This is a genomic window from Vibrio sp. M260112 (genome assembly GCF_036533775.1).
Taxonomy (GTDB): domain Bacteria; phylum Pseudomonadota; class Gammaproteobacteria; order Enterobacterales; family Vibrionaceae; genus Vibrio.
This window is the reverse complement of record NZ_JATABH010000008.1, coordinates 67,753-82,246: the sequence shown is the minus strand read 5'-3', so window position 1 is coordinate 82,246 and position 14,494 is coordinate 67,753. Positions and strand designations below refer to the sequence as shown.

The following is a 14,494-nucleotide window of genomic DNA, read 5'->3' as shown; positions in this document are numbered from 1 at the left end:
AATGATTCAGATCGCAGATAACGATATCACTTTTGTTGTTCAAGGTCCGGTTCAAGCGAGTAATGACCGAACTCAACTAACAGGCATCACCAATGAGTGCCTGAGTTCAATTCGACAATTTTTTCCCGCTTCTACCATCATTCTATCAACGTGGAAGGGCCAACCGCATCAAGGCTTGGACTATGATCAGGTACTTGAACTCGATGACCCAGGCTCCAATACTATTTATCACGATGGACAACCGCAGACTCTAAACAATAATCGTCAAATGGTTAGCTCCCACTATGGACTCAAAGCAGTAACGACAAAATACGCAGTCAAAATGCGTTCCGATAACAAACTTATTGGCCGACAGTTTGTCGATTTGTACTGCCAGTACGCAAATTTACCTCGGCGAGAGTCGTTCTCTTATTTTAACCAGCGAACCTTGACCAGCAGTACCTTTTTTATCTCTAGCCACCATGGCAGGGCGGTCTATTTCCACAAAAGTGATCTGTTTGACTTCGGCCTGACCGAGGATCTTCTCACAATTTGGTCTGACAACTGGATACCCGAACTGAGCTTTACTCTCACGCCTGGTTATAAGGCACGCTACACCACTACTGAGCAGTTCTTAACGTTAAACTGGTTATCCAGGCTAATAGGTAAGGAACTTAAGACCAATAATCTGACCTGTGAAGATGCAGGCTTAGGTTCTGATTTCTGGCCACAGTTTATCGCTAACAACATCATCGTTGATGCCCCAGAAAAATTAGGGCTAGATGTTACGGAAAGATTTTATAAACGTGGAAATCTAGCTCTGGAGTACGATTTGCAAGACTGGCTCTACCTAAATAATCAATCAGGTAAGCCATGTGATAAAAAACGTTTGTACCGAGGCTACAAAAACTGGACGGGAACCTTGTTGAGGAAGCTCAAGGGTTAAACTTTTGACTGGTAGCCAGCAAGCAATGGCTGCCAGTCACTTTCCAGCCATGAGATACTACGCTTACCCACCTCTTTCACAAAAGATCGCTTCAATCGTTCCAAATTCCCTTGCTTCCAGTCATCGCCGGATTGCTGGTAACACTTATCGAAATCGATGATCCAAACCTGCTGCTGGTCATCCACCAGAATATTATGAATGTTGAGATCAGTGTGATTGACTTGAGCGTCATGCATTTTTCTGATTTCTTTACCAATCTTTTGGTACATCTCTGCACTGAGCGGGGCTTGTTGCAAAATAGCCACTAAATCACGAGCATTAGCTACTTTTTCACTCAGTAAATCGGCGCGGTAGGTCAGGCCGGTGCGAATCGCACATGCGGCTATCGGTCTTGGTACATTAACCCCCGACTCTCTCAGTTGCTTTAAAAGCTGAAACTCCTGAAAACTACGCGTCTTCTCCCAGCCAGTAAACCAGTAGCTATCTGCGACCAATTTGCCAAACAGACCACCACGACGATAATGACGTAGCGCTGCAGCAACGGTCTCTGTCTGTACAAACCATGTTGTACCTCGACCAGTCGCACTACCAATAACCTTACCTTCCTTCTGCCAGTAGTTGGCATCAAAAGCCTTTTCTACTGGCTCTTTCAACAGTTGTTCATCATACCAAAACGTATGGTTGTTATGAGTAGCAGTCTTCATTGTACTTGGCAACGTGCCCTAAAATTGGCTGAAATCGGTTCTATTTTACATTTATTCGTTAGCTCTGCATAATTCGATATCACTAACAATAAGTTACTCGACACCATGGCCTTATTTGATACTGCTCCACAATCTCTATGTATATTGCGCCTCTCTGCGATTGGTGATGTGTGTAATACCATCTCAGCAGTTCAGGCCATTCAAAAACAGTGGCCAAATACTAAAATAACTTGGATAACGGGAGCACTAGAAGCAAAGTTGCTTGAGAGTATCGATGGGGTTGAGCTGATTGTTTTTGATAAGAAACAAGGCTGGCGAGCATACCAACAGCTTTGGTCAAAACTCCAAGGCCGTCAGTTTGATGCGCTGCTGCACATGCAATACGCTTTTAGAGCAAGCATTGCCACATTAGGTATCAAAGCGAGATACAAACTCGGCTTTGACGCTAAACGTAGCCAAGATTTCCAAACCCTATTCACTAATGTCAAAGTACCTTCGCCAGACAAGCCTCATGTCCTCGATGGTTTAATGGCGTTTGCTGAGCAGATTGGTATTGATGATATAACGCCAAAATGGCGATTAAGTTATACAGAGCGAGATGCCAACTGGGCAGAAAATCATTTAGATGCCAGTAAACGAAACCTTGTGCTAGTACCCGGAGCAAGCAAGTCATATAAAAACTGGCATGCACAAGGTTATAGCGAGCTCATTAAGCATGCACAAGCTAAAGGCTGGAATGTCATATTAGCCGGCAGTCCGGCGAAAGTTGAAACAGACTTGGCTGAACACGTTGTTGAGCTATGCCAAAGTGATGTGACCAACCTTGTTGGACAAAGCTCTCTGATGCAGATGCTAGCGTTGCTAGACAAATGCGATTTGGTGATCGCCCCTGATACTGGCCCTGCCCATATGGCGAATGCGATGAACACGCCTGTGATTGGTTTGTACGCTCACCATAACCCTCAGCGCACTGGTCCCTATCAATACCTCGACTATGTGGTCAGTGTTTGGCAACAGGCGATCGAAGAACAAACGGGGCAATCTGCCGAGCAACTGAGTTGGCGCTCACGAGTGAAAGACAAACAAGCCATGAACAGAATTACTTCTGATCAAGTCATCGCCATGTTCGACTTGGTCTGTGAAAAAGAGTCACTATTATGAATCAAGCCAGTCAAAACCGAGCGACAATTGCCGCCGTTATTATCACTAAGAATGAGCAGGACAGCCTGCGCGATTGCCTAGAGAGTTTACGCTGGGTTGATGAGATCATCATCGTCGACTCAGGAAGTACAGATAGTACTGAAGCTATCGCCCGTGAGTATACCGAGCATTTTTATGTTAATGCCGAGTGGCCTGGGTTTGGTAAACAGAAGCAATTAGCACAAAGCTACGCCACCAGTGATTGGATTTTAGCGGTCGATGCTGATGAGCGTATTGATGATACATTGCGTGAGAACATCCTCGCTATGCTGGAAAACCCACCGGAAAACACTGTTTATAACTTGAATGAACTTACTTGGGTATTTGGTCGTTTCCTCAAGCACTCTGGATGGTATTACCGTCACGTACGCCTCTACCCAAACAAACTAACTAAGTACAATGACAACCTAGTACACGAATCTGTGATTATCCCACAAGGCTGTCAGGTGGCGGAGTTAGATGGCGATATTCTTCACTACTCTTATCAGAACCTAAATCACTACTTAGTTAAATCGGCAGGCTACGCCAAAGCTTGGGCAGATCAACGCCAAGCCCGCGGCAAAAAGGCGTCTCTATCACAAGGGATTATTCATGCGCTGGGCTGTTTCCTGAAGATGTACCTACTCAAACGCGGCTTTCTAGATGGTAAACAAGGCTTCCTTATCGCGGTGCTTTCTGCGCACTCTACCTTTGTTAAGTACGCAGACTTATGGGCACGTGATAACGACCCTCACTACAAAAAATAAGTCACCGTTAACGCATCAAAAAGGGCTCATCAGAGCCCTTTATCATTTCAGTAATTTCTTGACCCAAGGTTTCAGCTCTACTAAAACCTGTGCAATATCAATACGCGCCATATCTTCCTGACTCGCTTTATCATCCGCTTTGGGTGGGCAGAAGGCGATATGATTACCTTCTGAGTTGATTGGCTTCCAACGTAATGGCGTTGCAGAACGTTTACTTGGGAAGAAGCCAACAGTAGGCACATCAATCGCAGCCGCAATATGCAGTGGACCAGTGGAGCCAGCAATAAACATATCTGCACAGGCAATAGAGCAAGAGAAGTCCACTAAGCCATCATTGTTATCGTAAAGCACCGCACTTCGGCCATTCTCTGCCATCAGTTTTTGTAACTCCGCCGCTTTTTGCTCTTCTCCTGGGCCAGCAGTCAGCACCACCTCAAAATCGCCCTCTAAGCCACATACTAGCTGGGTGTATTGTTGTAGTGATAAATTATTCGCACTACCGCCACTTCCTGCATGAACATAGATCCATGGTTTATCGCTATTTAAACTCAATTGCTGCGCCAGCTTCGCTTTTTGCTCAACAAGCTGTTGGTCGCTAAACGAAAGATAAGGTGCAGAAGGTTCAACAACTTTCACTTTATTGTCGGTCAGGAAGGCACGAATAAGGTCGAGGTTATATTCAAATTCAGGCTTAGCAGATTGCGAACGTTTCTGCTTGATGCGTTTATTGTAAAAAATCTGCGCCAGCTTAGTCGCTGGAGCTAATCGGTAAGGGATTTTACCTTTCCAGACTAACTTAGCGTTATAAGTGGTTGAGAATAGATTGATTGAGGCGTCGAATTGCTCGGCACGAATCTGCTTTATCAATTCGATTTGTTTGGCTTTGTCACTTTTCTCTGTTGGGTCAACCAACACGCTATCAATCCAAGGACATAGCTCGGCCAATGCCACCGTGTAGTTAGGGACTAGCGCTGTGATGTGACAATCTGGTAGTGAGGCTTTCAACATAGCAAAGCTTGGCCAAGCTAGCATGAAGTCACCAATTTTATCGTTACGCACAACCAGTATCTTTTTCATCGTCCCATCCAATTGTCTAATTTGTCCCAATGATAGCGGCTTCAGTGGGTAATTGTGAGCCTTTTTGTTAAGATTGAAGCAGATGGAATGAATTGAGTATCTTAACCGTGAGCCAAAAACGCCTTTCCCGAGTAATTTATCCGGGCACTTTTGATCCTATTACTAATGGACATTTAGATCTTATCGAGCGCGCTGCTGATATGTTTGACGAAGTCATTATTGCAGTCGCTGCCAGCCCAAGCAAAAACACCATGTTTACCTTAGATGAACGAGTCCATTTTACTCAGGAGGTCACAAAGCATCTAGATAATGTTACCTCAAAGGGCTTTTCGGGACTGATGGTCGATTTTGCCAAACAAGAACAAGCCAATGTGCTTATTCGCGGCCTTCGAACTACCGTCGACTTCGAATACGAATTCGGCCTGACCAACATGTACCGCCGTTTGATGCCTGGTTTAGAGAGTGTGTTCCTAACGCCAGCTGAAGAGCACGCCTTTATCTCTTCAACCATAGTGCGCGAAGTTGCTATTCACGGTGGCGATGTGACCAATTTTGTCCCGCAAGTAGTGGCAGAGGCGTTGAAAGAAAAAGCGAAGGTGTAAGCGAGTGGCGAGTGGCGAGTGGCGAGTGGCGAGTGGCGAGTGGCGAGTGGCGAGTGGCGAGTGGCGAGTGGCGAGTGGCGAGCAAATTGTGAAGGGTTGTCACTATGTGCCAACCCTTTTCTTTTAAATACAGATAGGAATCAGTACTACCAGCAACTTTTGACTCACGCACAGTCCACTCTCGGAGCGAAGCGTTCTAGCGTCTCGCTCTCCCTCTATTTCTGACATTCGGCACAAAAAAACGTATTGCGTTGGCCGATTTTAAGCTCTTCAAGTGGTTCTCCACAGCTTGGGCATGGCTCTCCAGCTTTACCGTAAACCTGAAGCTCCTGAGCAAAATATCCGGGCTTACCATCCGCTTGAGCAAAATCCTTCAGCGTCGTACCGCCTTGCTTAATGGCGGTAGCCAGTACCTGTTTAATCTCGTCGACAAGTAAAGCCCACTCTTTGCTAGTCAGCGTTCCTGCAGGTCGGGTTGGGTGGATTCGTGAACTAAACAGAGACTCATTGGCGTAGATATTACCCACACCGACAACCACTTTGTTATCCATAATAAATTGCTTCACCGCGACTCGCTTACCTTTGGCTTTTTCAGCGATATATTCACAGCTAAAATCATCAGTAAGTGGCTCTGGCCCCATAGTACCTAGTGCAGTATGAGTCCCATCTTCGGTCCATAGCCAGGCACCAAAACGCCTTGGATCGTTGTAACGCAGTACCTTGCCGTTAGTCAGTTTGAGATCAACGTGATCGTGCTTTGCTGGAGCGATCTCTGCATCCAAAACTCGTAAAGAGCCCGACATACCTAGGTGGACTATCGCGCTACCAATATCGGTCTCAATTAGTAAGTATTTGGCTCGGCGAGAGATATTACGAATCACCTGCCCTTCCATTTGCTTAAGCTCTGTTGGAATGTCCCAACGCAGCTTAGGTGTACGAAAAGTAATTTTGGCAACCGTCTCACCGATTAAGTGAGGGGATATCCCCATTCGGCTCACTTCAACTTCAGGTAATTCAGGCATGTATGGGTCCTAGTTTCGAGTTTCGAGTTTCGAGTTTCGAGTTTCGAGTTTCGAGTTTCGAGTTTCGAGTTTCGAGTTTCGAGTTTCTTTAGATTGTTGCTCGGGGAACACAGCAAATCAAAGTGATTAAAGCTCGTTCGGAACAAGATACTCACTTTGCACTGAAATCGCGATCCACTTATCCTGCCAGTTTTTTAATAGCCAAAATTGAGGCGTTTGATAATACGTGATCCTTTGCGGCTCTTCCTGATCCAAATACCAAGCTTCAATGGATTTCGGGGAGGTCAACTGAGGCTTCAAACTATCAAAGTTCTCTTGTGTCACTTCAGTTCCCACCAAACTCTGCCAACGCTGCGCAAGTTCTTGTTCAGCAATGGACGTAGGGATAGTACTGCGCCAACGACCTTGGTTCTTTTCCAGTGACCAGTTTGAGAAATGTAATGCTTGCAACTCAGCATTGGGATTGAACAAATATGGGGGCTGGCTTTGCATCACCGGATCATCAATCAAATAGGTTTTGATCAATGTCGGCAAATTCAGCAGGCCGATAAACGCAATAATGCCCAAGATAAGGATGTTGTTCCAACGCCTGCGGCGCGATGGGGAAACTCGCATGATTCAGTCTTTTCACTGCTATTAACTCGTTAAAAAATAGCAGAAAAAAGAGCAATAAAAAACCCAACCATATTTCTATGATTGGGTTTCTAATTCACGCTTCCCGAAGGAAGTTCAAAGAATAATCAATTACTTGATTTTAGCTTCTTTGTACATAACGTGCTGGCGAACTACAGGATCAAATTTTTTGATCTCGAATTTGCCTGGCATGTTACGTTTGTTCTTATCAGTCGTGTAGAAGTGACCAGTACCTGCAGAAGATACTAGACGGATTTTCTCACGTACGCCTTTCTTTGCCATTGTCTATTTCCTCTTAAACGTTTACGCCGTTTGCACGGATATCAACAAGAACAGCATCGATGCCTTTCTTGTCGATGATACGCATACCTTTAGCAGATAGACGTAGTTTAACAAAACGTTTTTCGCTCTCTACCCAGAAACGATGAGTTTGTAGGTTCGGCAGAAAACGACGCTTAGTAGCATTGCGTGCGTGTGAACGGTTGTTACCCGTTACTGGACGCTTACCAGTTACTTGGCATACTCGTGACATGAATGTCTTCTCCAAAATCGTTTCAGCTCGATATCAACCTTGGTGGCCGAACCTCTCAGTTTCTAAAGTTAGAAGTTTGAGGTCTTATACCGCTATGGAAACCCATACAAGGCTATCAAAGGTCGCGCATTATACTAACTTGCGTAGCATTGCTCAAGACCCGAACAGATCCTTTTTACAGGTTTTCCTGATCTTTTTTAGGCAGAGCTGATTTATGTGCTAAAAAATGTCGGGCGATTGTAGCAGAAATCGACGTTCCCACAACCAAAACTTAAACAAAATCACAGAAAATAGCCGTTTCGAGGTTCTGGAAGCTCGTTCATAGAAAGATTTCAGCCACTTAACAGTTGCAGATTTGTTGCTAATCAACCCCGAAATCGTCTTATCTACTTCTCTAATCGATCCACTAGCCTCTCTTGAAACTCGAAACTCGAAACTCGAAACTCGAAACTCGAAACTAAATTATATCCACCCTCGTTCCGCGAAAGACACTATCTCACCGTCTCCGATAACAAAATGGTCAAGCACTCGAATGTCCACCAGCGCCAGCGCATCACTGATTCGGCAGGTAATTCTTCTATCGCTTTGGCTAGGCTCTGCAATGCCTGATGGGTGATTGTGCGCGAGAATAAGTGCCGCTGAATTAAGTTCTAATGCGCGTTTTACCACCTCTCTCGGATAAACTGATGCGCTATCGATCGTACCTTGAAATAATGACTCACCATGTATCACTCGATGCTGATTGTCTAAAAATAATACGTAGAATTCTTCTCTCTGCTTATCTCTTAGTAGACCAGATAAGTAAAGTTTCGTCTGCTGTGGACTGGTTAAAGCATCGCCTCGCTGCAAGGACTCAGACAAATAACGTTGAGTCATTTCCAACACGGCTTGCAGTTGAACATATTTGGCAACGCCTAAGCCTTTATAGTGACAAAACTGCTTCAGTTCCGCAGAAAAAAGCCGACGTAATGAACCAAACTCGCCGATCAAGTGATCAGATAAAGCCAGCACATTCATTCCTTGCGTACCCGTTCGAAGAAAAATCGCTAATAACTCAGCATCCGTCAGTGCTTGTGGTCCGTGTGACAATAGCTTCTCACGTGGCATCGACGATTTCGGTATGGATTTCATTGTGTTCTCATCATAGTTATCAACCAAGCTAGGCTAGTATCACTCAAAAGGCACTCTGAACACGAAATGAAATACTCTAACCGCGACACTTCAGACATTCTTGAGCAACACCCTAGTCAATTAAGTAGGAGATGTTTTGCTCCACTTCCAAATTCAATAACTCAGATAGCGACTCTAGGCACGCAATTGTTAGCCGTGTTATCTTACGGGCAGAAATTTTAAGGAAGATCATCATGCAAACACTCGCAGGTAAAAAGATCCTTTTAGGTATTAGTGGTGGCATTGCTGCTTATAAATGTGCCGAACTTACACGTCGATTGATTGAACGTGGTGCACAAGTTCAGGTTGTTATGACAAATGCAGCCAAAGAGTTTATTACCCCACTTACTATGCAGGCAGTCTCCGGCAGACCGGTATCAGATAGCCTGTTAGACCCAGCTGCTGAAGCGTCAATGGGTCACATAGAGCTTGCTAAATGGGCAGACTTAGTTCTACTGGCTCCAGCAACCGCAGATTTAATTGCTCGCATGAGTGCGGGTATGGGTAACGACCTATTAACGACTTTGGTGTTAGCGACAGACTCTCCGATCGCGGTTTCACCAGCAATGAACCAACAGATGTACCGAAATATCGCCACTCAAGAGAACATTGCAACGCTAGAACGTCGTGGCATGCACATCTGGGGCCCTGCTGCGGGTGAACAAGCTTGTGGAGATGTCGGCCCTGGCCGCATGCTTGAACCAATGCAACTCGTCGGACTCTGTGAGCAATTCTTCACTGAAAAACCATTAAAGGGTCAATCAGTGGTTATCACCGCAGGCCCAACACGTGAAGCAATCGACCCTGTCCGATATATTTCAAACCACAGCTCAGGGAAAATGGGCTTTGCGCTCGCACAAGCGGCACACGCGCTGGGTGCAAAGGTCACCCTAATTGCTGGCCCTGTTTCACTGGCAACCCCTGCAGGTGTTGAACGTATTGACGTCGATAGCGCGCAAAGCATGTATGACGCCGTTATGGAAAATGCACCTAATCACAGCGTATTCATCGGATGCGCAGCGGTGGCCGATTACCGTCCAGCAACCATCGCAGAGCAAAAAATAAAGAAAACCGATGATAGCGATCAAATGACCATTAGTATGATCAAAAACCCGGACATCATCGCCTCCGTTGCCGCTCTGACTGAAAATAGACCCTTTACTGTTGGCTTCGCTGCTGAGACTCAAGATGTTGAAAGCTATGCTCGTGGGAAATTGGTCAAAAAGAATTTAGACCTCATTTGTGCCAATGATGTCTCAGTTGAAGGTCAAGGCTTTAATAGCAACAACAATGCAATCACCGTATACTGGAAAGATGGTAAGCAGTCACTTACTCTTGCATCAAAACAACAGATAGCACATCAAATAATGATGACAATCGCGGAGAAACTCGACGCTTAAAGCGCATTCATCTCTAGAGATGGAAATACCGCAGAACAAGGGGTTGTCAGGTTTGAGCACAAAGAGATTCAAACCCTTTTTTATTCAGAATGGTAACAAAATAAGGAAAGCTTCATGGCCGGAACACGAAAAACCAACCGCCGAGATGAAATTTTGCAAGCATTAGCCGAAATGCTGGAGTCAAATGAAGGTGCTTCACGCATTACAACCGCAAAACTCGCTAAACAAGTTGGCGTTTCAGAAGCTGCGCTATATCGTCACTTTCCAAGTAAAGCGCGAATGTTTGAAGGCTTAATCGAGTTTATCGAAGAGTCTTTAATGTCACGTATTAACCGAATTCTCGATGAAGAGAAAGACACTCTGACGCGAATTCGCCTAGTATTACAATTAATCTTGGCCTTTGCTGAGCGCAACCCAGGTCTGAGCCGAATTTTATCAGGCCACGCTCTGATGTTTGAAAATGAGCGCCTGCGTGATCGAATCAACCAGCTGTTTGAACGCATCGAAACCTCACTTCGTCAAATTCTGCGTGAGCGCATGCTGCGCGAAGGAAAAGCCTTTCCAGTGGATGAAAAAGTATTGGCGGCCCAGCTATTGGGACAAGTTGAGGGAAGCTTGAACCGATTTGTTCGCAGTGACTTTAAATATCAGCCAACCGCTAATTTTGAGGAATACTGGGCGCTACTGAGCGCACAAATAAAGTAATAATTATGAGTAACAGAACCACCGTCGAAAAACCTAAGTTTTCTATTGCCTTAATGCACCCTAAATACTGGGGGGTTTGGTTTGGCTTTGGATTACTGGCCCTAATCGTTAATATCCTCCCATATTCTGTGCTATTTCGCATAGGACGTGGTATTGGACAACTTGGCATGCGAGTCGGTAAGTCACGTGTTCATATCGCTAAACGTAATCTGGAACTCTCTTTCCCTGACCTATCAGAGTCAGAGATCGACAACATGGTAACAGAGAACTTTAAGAACACGGGTATGGCGCTGATTGAAACGGGTATCACTTGGTTCTGGCCTACGTGGCGCTTTAAACGCATTCTTGTTGCTAAAGATATCGAAGAGCTAAAACGACTCGATAAAGAAGGTAAGGGGGCTCTACTTTGTTGTGTTCATGCTCTCAACCTTGAAATTACCGCACGCGCTTTTGGTGTACTTGGTCTACAAGGTTATGGGGTTTACCGTCCACACAGTAATCCAGCCTATGAATTTATTCAGTACCGTGGTCGCAGCCACAATGGTAACCAATTGGTATACCGTCGTGATATCAAACAGATGATTCGAGTACTGCGCGATGGGCACCGATTGTTCTATTTACCAGACCAAGACTATGGTCATAACAAATCGGTATTTGTTCCTTTCTTTGCTGTAGAAGAGGCGTGCACAACCACAGGAACGAGCATTATTGCTTACACAAGTAAATGTGCCATCGTGCCAGGTTCAGGTTTCCGCAATGCTGACGGTAAATACGAGATCATCGCTGATCGTGATATTTCGGCTGATTACCCGAAAAAAAATGAAGTTGCCGCCGCAGCCTACATGAATAAATTTGTTGAAGAGATTATTATGCGCGCACCAGAACAGTGGATGTGGTTACACAAACGATTTAAGTCGTTACCCGATCATACCCTGACTAACTCACGTTATAAATAATAAAGGCGTCGCTGAATGAGCACCAACGAAAAAAACAGCATTGATAAACATCTACATAACCCGACTTTTGAGTGGTCTTTTCTCCACCCAAAACATTGGGGGACTTGGCTGGGTATCTTCTTCGCCGCACTGTTTGCTTTTATGCCATACCGCTGGCGAGACAGCCTAGCACGTAAACTCTCTGTATTTGCTGTACGAAAAAATGGCCGAGTGGTTCGTCGTGCAAGAGTAAATTTAGAATACTGCTTCCCTGAGAAATCAGAGCAAGAGCGCCAAGCGATCCTTGAAGAGACTTTTGTAAAAGCCGCTCAGTATCTATTGGGCTACTCGGAGTTTTTGCTTCGTTCAACCAAACATAACCAAGACCGCGGTGTGATGATAGGTGAAGAGAATATCCTACCTCTGCTGGACGCCGGTGAGAATGTCATTATCCTTGCACCACATGCCTGGGCTGTTGACTACCCTGCGGTGATGCTTGCTGCAAAAGGCTACAAAGTAACCACCATTATGAAGCCGCAGCGTAACCCAATTGGCGATTGGCTAATGCAGGTACAGCGCATGCAGTATGGTGGTCGAATTTTTGCCCGTGAAGCTGGGGTTAAACCATTTGTTCGTTCAATAAAGGATGGATATTTGGGTTACTGGCTACCCGATGAAGATTTTGGTCCTGCCAACTCAGTATTTGTCCCCTTCTTTGGTACTGAAAAAGCGACACTTAAGGGATTTGGCAAAATGGCTCGCCTGTCAAAAGCCAAAGTCGTTCCTATTCTGCCTGCTTACAACGATAAAACAGGTAAATACGAAGTCCATATCCTACCCGCTCTCGAAAACTTCCCGACTGGTGATGAAGAAACGGATGCGCGCGCTATGAATCAAGCGATTGAAGATCTGGTTCGCCCTCGTCCTGAGCAATATATGTGGAACTTATCGTTACTGAAAACACGCCGAGATGGTGTGGGTATTTACGATAATTCGTAAAGGCGGTTGCGAGTTGCGAGTTGCGAGTTGCGAGTTGCGAGTTGCGAGTTGCGAGTTGCGAGTTGCGAGTTAAAATATTTAAGGGTTGACGCACAAACGTCAACCCTTTTTGTTTAGCTACGCTATGGAGGCGAGAGCTGGATTATTATCTCTTCGAGGGAACAAGTCCTGTCAACACCTTTGCACTAAAGTTTCTTTCACCGTTCTACCAGCTCAAACCTCTCGGTGGACGAAGTCAGTTCTAGAATCTCGCAGGGCGTAGCCCGATCTCGGAGCGCAGCGTTCTCGAGACTCAGTCTCTAAATCCCATACTCAGCTCGGTACGCTTTCACTGCTTCAAGGTGCTCTGCATCGGTACCTTTCTCTTCTAGAAATGTCACTAAGTCCGTTAGGCTAACGATAGAGATAATTGCACAACCAAAGTCACGCTCCACTTCCTGAATCGCAGAAAGCTCACCCTTACCTTTTTCTTGACGGTCAATAGCCACAAGAACACCCGCAAGGTCTGCACCATTTGCCTGAATGATTTCCATTGACTCACGAATTGCAGTACCAGCGGTAATGACATCGTCAACTAACATGATACGGCCTTCTAGTGCACTACCGACTAGGTTGCCACCTTCACCGTGATCTTTTGCTTCTTTACGGTTGAAGCAGTAAGGCGTATCTAGATCGTGGTGATCCGCTAGCGCGACTGCTGTCGTTGTCGCAATCGGGATACCTTTATACGCAGGGCCAAATAGTACATCGAACTCAATGCCAGAATCTGCTAGTGCTGCTGCGTAGAAACGACCCAGACGCGCTAAGTCACGACCAGTATTGAAAAGACCAGCGTTAAAAAAGTAAGGGCTCTTACGACCGGACTTCAGAGTAAACTCACCAAACTTCAGTACTTCCTTTTCTAATGCAAACTCAATAAATTCACGCTGGTATGCTTTCATTACTTTCTCCGTTTATTAGTTTCTAGTTCCTAGTCTCTAGAAAAGATAACTCAGACTATCTAAATCAATTTTCTAACGCCGCCTTCTGCGCCGCTACGATCTCGGTAATACCTTTGGTTGCCGACTCAAGCAATTTCATCAGCTCTGCATGGGTGAACGGTTCGCCCTCTGCGGTGCCTTGAACTTCGATCATGCGACCATCTTCGGTCATAACCACATTCATATCTGTGTCTGCTGCTGAATCTTCGGTGTACTCAAGGTCACAAAGGATATTCTCACCTAAGATGCCAACAGAAACCGCTGCTACGTGGCCTTTCATTGGATTCGCTTTGAGCTTGCCCTTCTCAACTAAGTGTTGGAATGCATCTGCCATCGCTACGCTCGCACCAGAGATAGACGCAGTACGGGTACCGCCATCAGCCTGAATAACGTCACAGTCAACCGTTACCATGATTTCACCCATCGCCTCTAGATCAACAACGGCACGCAAGCTACGTGCAATCAGACGTTGGATTTCCATCGTACGACCACCTTGCTTGCCACTTGTGGCTTCACGACGCATACGTGAGTGCGTTGAGCGTGGCAACATGCCGTATTCAGCCGTTACCCAGCCTTTACCCTGACCTTTTAGCCAGCGTGGAACGTTCTCTTCAACGGTCGCATTACAAAGTACTTTTGTATTGCCGAATTCAACCAATACAGAACCTTCTGCATAAGCTGTGTAGTTACGAGTAATTTTGATTGGGCGAACTTGATCCGCCTTGCGATCGTTTGGACGCATGGGCATCTACCTTATATGAAGGGGGAGACGTTTTAGGTTGGGGCAGGATGATAGCATACCGAGTGGCGAGTGGCGAGAAGGATAACACCACTTTCACTTGCGTCACCCTGAAGGAAGCACAA

General features: G+C 45.6%; 18 protein-coding genes. 9 read left to right on the top strand and 9 right to left on the bottom strand.

The genetic code is table 11. The features are described 5' to 3' along the window. The first annotated feature begins 1 nt into the window (after nucleotide 1). Nucleotides 2-925: a WavE lipopolysaccharide synthesis family protein gene (locus QTN95_RS05930; RefSeq protein ID WP_331416711.1), complete on the top strand. Its 924-nt coding sequence runs from the start codon at nucleotides 2-4 to the stop codon at nucleotides 923-925. Here the strand turns inward: QTN95_RS05930 and QTN95_RS05925 are convergent. Continuing rightward, nucleotides 922-1,629: a 3-deoxy-D-manno-octulosonic acid kinase gene (locus QTN95_RS05925; protein WP_331416710.1), complete on the bottom strand. Its 708-nt coding sequence runs from the start codon at nucleotides 1,627-1,629 to the stop codon at nucleotides 922-924. The two genes, QTN95_RS05930 and QTN95_RS05925, sit on opposite strands and share 4 nt — an antisense overlap. Nucleotides 1,630-1,734: 105 nt before the next feature. On the opposite strand from QTN95_RS05925, the gene QTN95_RS05920 reads away from it, so the two are divergent. Both QTN95_RS05920 and QTN95_RS05915 read left to right on the top strand, forming a co-directional pair. Next, the gene (locus tag QTN95_RS05920; RefSeq protein ID WP_331416709.1) at nucleotides 1,735-2,790 is read left to right on the top strand and encodes a glycosyltransferase family 9 protein; all 1,056 of its coding nucleotides are present in this window, start codon (nucleotides 1,735-1,737) and stop codon (nucleotides 2,788-2,790) included. Continuing rightward, entirely contained in the window at nucleotides 2,787-3,575 is a 789-nt protein-coding gene (locus tag QTN95_RS05915; RefSeq protein ID WP_331416708.1) for a glycosyltransferase family 2 protein, read from the top strand. Before QTN95_RS05920 ends, QTN95_RS05915 begins: the two co-directional genes overlap by 4 nt. A 42-nt stretch (nucleotides 3,576-3,617) precedes the next feature. On the opposite strand, the gene QTN95_RS05910 is transcribed toward QTN95_RS05915, so the two are convergent. Beyond that, nucleotides 3,618-4,652: a glycosyltransferase family 9 protein gene (locus QTN95_RS05910; protein WP_331416707.1), complete on the bottom strand. Its 1,035-nt coding sequence runs from the start codon at nucleotides 4,650-4,652 to the stop codon at nucleotides 3,618-3,620. Nucleotides 4,653-4,759: 107 nt separating this feature from the next. Here QTN95_RS05910 and coaD point away from each other — a divergent pair, with 107 nt between their 5' ends. Beyond that, nucleotides 4,760-5,254: a pantetheine-phosphate adenylyltransferase gene (gene coaD / locus QTN95_RS05905; protein WP_331416752.1), complete on the top strand. Its 495-nt coding sequence runs from the start codon at nucleotides 4,760-4,762 to the stop codon at nucleotides 5,252-5,254. Nucleotides 5,255-5,258: 4 nt separating this feature from the next. Then, nucleotides 5,259-5,381, top strand: a complete 123-nt coding sequence (locus tag QTN95_RS05900) for a hypothetical protein (protein ID WP_331416706.1) — start codon at nucleotides 5,259-5,261, stop codon at nucleotides 5,379-5,381. A gap of 88 nt (nucleotides 5,382-5,469) precedes the next feature. Here the strand turns inward: QTN95_RS05900 and mutM are convergent, their stop codons facing one another. The 5 genes from mutM to radC all read right to left on the bottom strand — a co-directional run bounded on the left by mutM (nucleotide 5,470) and on the right by radC (nucleotide 8,572). After that, complete coding sequence (gene mutM, locus QTN95_RS05895; RefSeq protein WP_138972946.1) at nucleotides 5,470-6,276, bottom strand: bifunctional DNA-formamidopyrimidine glycosylase/DNA-(apurinic or apyrimidinic site) lyase; 807 nt, start codon at nucleotides 6,274-6,276, stop codon at nucleotides 5,470-5,472. Between the two features lie 126 nt (nucleotides 6,277-6,402). Further along, a complete protein-coding gene (locus QTN95_RS05890) occupies nucleotides 6,403-6,891 on the bottom strand; it encodes a hypothetical protein (RefSeq protein ID WP_331416705.1) in 489 nt (162 codons plus the stop codon). 129 nt (nucleotides 6,892-7,020) lie between these two features. Next, the gene (gene rpmG / locus QTN95_RS05885; RefSeq protein ID WP_004410866.1) at nucleotides 7,021-7,191 is read right to left on the bottom strand and encodes a 50S ribosomal protein L33; all 171 of its coding nucleotides are present in this window, start codon (nucleotides 7,189-7,191) and stop codon (nucleotides 7,021-7,023) included. A gap of 13 nt (nucleotides 7,192-7,204) precedes the next feature. Further along, a complete protein-coding gene (rpmB, locus tag QTN95_RS05880; protein ID WP_004743834.1) occupies nucleotides 7,205-7,441 on the bottom strand; it encodes a 50S ribosomal protein L28 in 237 nt (78 codons plus the stop codon). A gap of 462 nt (nucleotides 7,442-7,903) precedes the next feature. Next, nucleotides 7,904-8,572, bottom strand: coding sequence for a RadC family protein (gene radC / locus QTN95_RS05875; protein WP_138972944.1), 669 nt, complete (start codon nucleotides 8,570-8,572; stop codon nucleotides 7,904-7,906). A 233-nt stretch (nucleotides 8,573-8,805) separates the two neighbouring features. Between radC and coaBC the strand changes: the two genes are divergently transcribed. From coaBC to lpxM, 4 genes are all read left to right on the top strand, one after another. Further along, entirely contained in the window at nucleotides 8,806-10,011 is a 1,206-nt protein-coding gene (gene coaBC, locus QTN95_RS05870) for a bifunctional phosphopantothenoylcysteine decarboxylase/phosphopantothenate--cysteine ligase CoaBC (protein WP_331416704.1), read from the top strand. 114 nt (nucleotides 10,012-10,125) lie between these two features. Continuing rightward, on the top strand, nucleotides 10,126-10,716 hold the full coding sequence (gene slmA, locus QTN95_RS05865; RefSeq protein ID WP_138972942.1) for a nucleoid occlusion factor SlmA: 591 nt from the start codon (nucleotides 10,126-10,128) through the stop codon (nucleotides 10,714-10,716). A gap of 5 nt (nucleotides 10,717-10,721) precedes the next feature. After that, nucleotides 10,722-11,672: a Kdo(2)-lipid IV(A) acyltransferase gene (locus QTN95_RS05860; protein ID WP_331416703.1), complete on the top strand. Its 951-nt coding sequence runs from the start codon at nucleotides 10,722-10,724 to the stop codon at nucleotides 11,670-11,672. 15 nt (nucleotides 11,673-11,687) lie between these two features. Next, nucleotides 11,688-12,650 carry a lauroyl-Kdo(2)-lipid IV(A) myristoyltransferase gene (gene lpxM / locus QTN95_RS05855; protein WP_331416702.1) on the top strand — a complete coding sequence of 321 codons (963 nt, stop codon included), beginning with the start codon at nucleotides 11,688-11,690 and terminating at the stop codon, nucleotides 12,648-12,650. A 299-nt stretch (nucleotides 12,651-12,949) separates the two neighbouring features. Here lpxM and pyrE read toward each other — a convergent pair whose 3' ends face one another. Continuing rightward, complete coding sequence (gene pyrE / locus QTN95_RS05850) at nucleotides 12,950-13,591, bottom strand: orotate phosphoribosyltransferase (RefSeq protein ID WP_138972939.1); 642 nt, start codon at nucleotides 13,589-13,591, stop codon at nucleotides 12,950-12,952. A 64-nt stretch (nucleotides 13,592-13,655) separates the two neighbouring features. Then, nucleotides 13,656-14,372 (bottom strand): ribonuclease PH, encoded by a 717-nt coding sequence (gene rph, locus QTN95_RS05845; RefSeq protein ID WP_331416701.1) that lies wholly within the window; start codon nucleotides 14,370-14,372, stop codon nucleotides 13,656-13,658. Between the last annotated feature and the right edge of the window lie 122 nt (nucleotides 14,373-14,494).

Excerpts from the sequence above, each read along its gene's own strand:
- slmA (WP_138972942.1), top strand. The coding sequence starts at position 10,126 with ATGGCCGGAACACGAAAAACCAACCGCCGAGATGAAATTTTGCAAGCA.
- QTN95_RS05930 (WP_331416711.1), top strand. The coding sequence starts at position 2 with ATGATTCAGATCGCAGATAACGATATCACTTTTGTTGTTCAAGGTCCG.
- QTN95_RS05920 (WP_331416709.1), top strand. The coding sequence starts at position 1,735 with ATGGCCTTATTTGATACTGCTCCACAATCTCTATGTATATTGCGCCTC.
- coaBC (WP_331416704.1), top strand. The coding sequence starts at position 8,806 with ATGCAAACACTCGCAGGTAAAAAGATCCTTTTAGGTATTAGTGGTGGC.
- QTN95_RS05890 (WP_331416705.1), bottom strand. The coding sequence starts at position 6,891 with ATGCGAGTTTCCCCATCGCGCCGCAGGCGTTGGAACAACATCCTTATC.
- lpxM (WP_331416702.1), top strand. The coding sequence starts at position 11,688 with ATGAGCACCAACGAAAAAAACAGCATTGATAAACATCTACATAACCCG.
- radC (WP_138972944.1), bottom strand. The coding sequence starts at position 8,572 with ATGAAATCCATACCGAAATCGTCGATGCCACGTGAGAAGCTATTGTCA.
- QTN95_RS05910 (WP_331416707.1), bottom strand. The coding sequence starts at position 4,652 with ATGAAAAAGATACTGGTTGTGCGTAACGATAAAATTGGTGACTTCATG.
- rpmB (WP_004743834.1), bottom strand. The coding sequence starts at position 7,441 with ATGTCACGAGTATGCCAAGTAACTGGTAAGCGTCCAGTAACGGGTAAC.
- rph (WP_331416701.1), bottom strand. The coding sequence starts at position 14,372 with ATGCGTCCAAACGATCGCAAGGCGGATCAAGTTCGCCCAATCAAAATT.
- QTN95_RS05925 (WP_331416710.1), bottom strand. The coding sequence starts at position 1,629 with ATGAAGACTGCTACTCATAACAACCATACGTTTTGGTATGATGAACAA.
- QTN95_RS05915 (WP_331416708.1), top strand. The coding sequence starts at position 2,787 with ATGAATCAAGCCAGTCAAAACCGAGCGACAATTGCCGCCGTTATTATC.
- QTN95_RS05860 (WP_331416703.1), top strand. The coding sequence starts at position 10,722 with ATGAGTAACAGAACCACCGTCGAAAAACCTAAGTTTTCTATTGCCTTA.
- rpmG (WP_004410866.1), bottom strand. The coding sequence starts at position 7,191 with ATGGCAAAGAAAGGCGTACGTGAGAAAATCCGTCTAGTATCTTCTGCA.
- mutM (WP_138972946.1), bottom strand. The coding sequence starts at position 6,276 with ATGCCTGAATTACCTGAAGTTGAAGTGAGCCGAATGGGGATATCCCCT.
- pyrE (WP_138972939.1), bottom strand. The coding sequence starts at position 13,591 with ATGAAAGCATACCAGCGTGAATTTATTGAGTTTGCATTAGAAAAGGAA.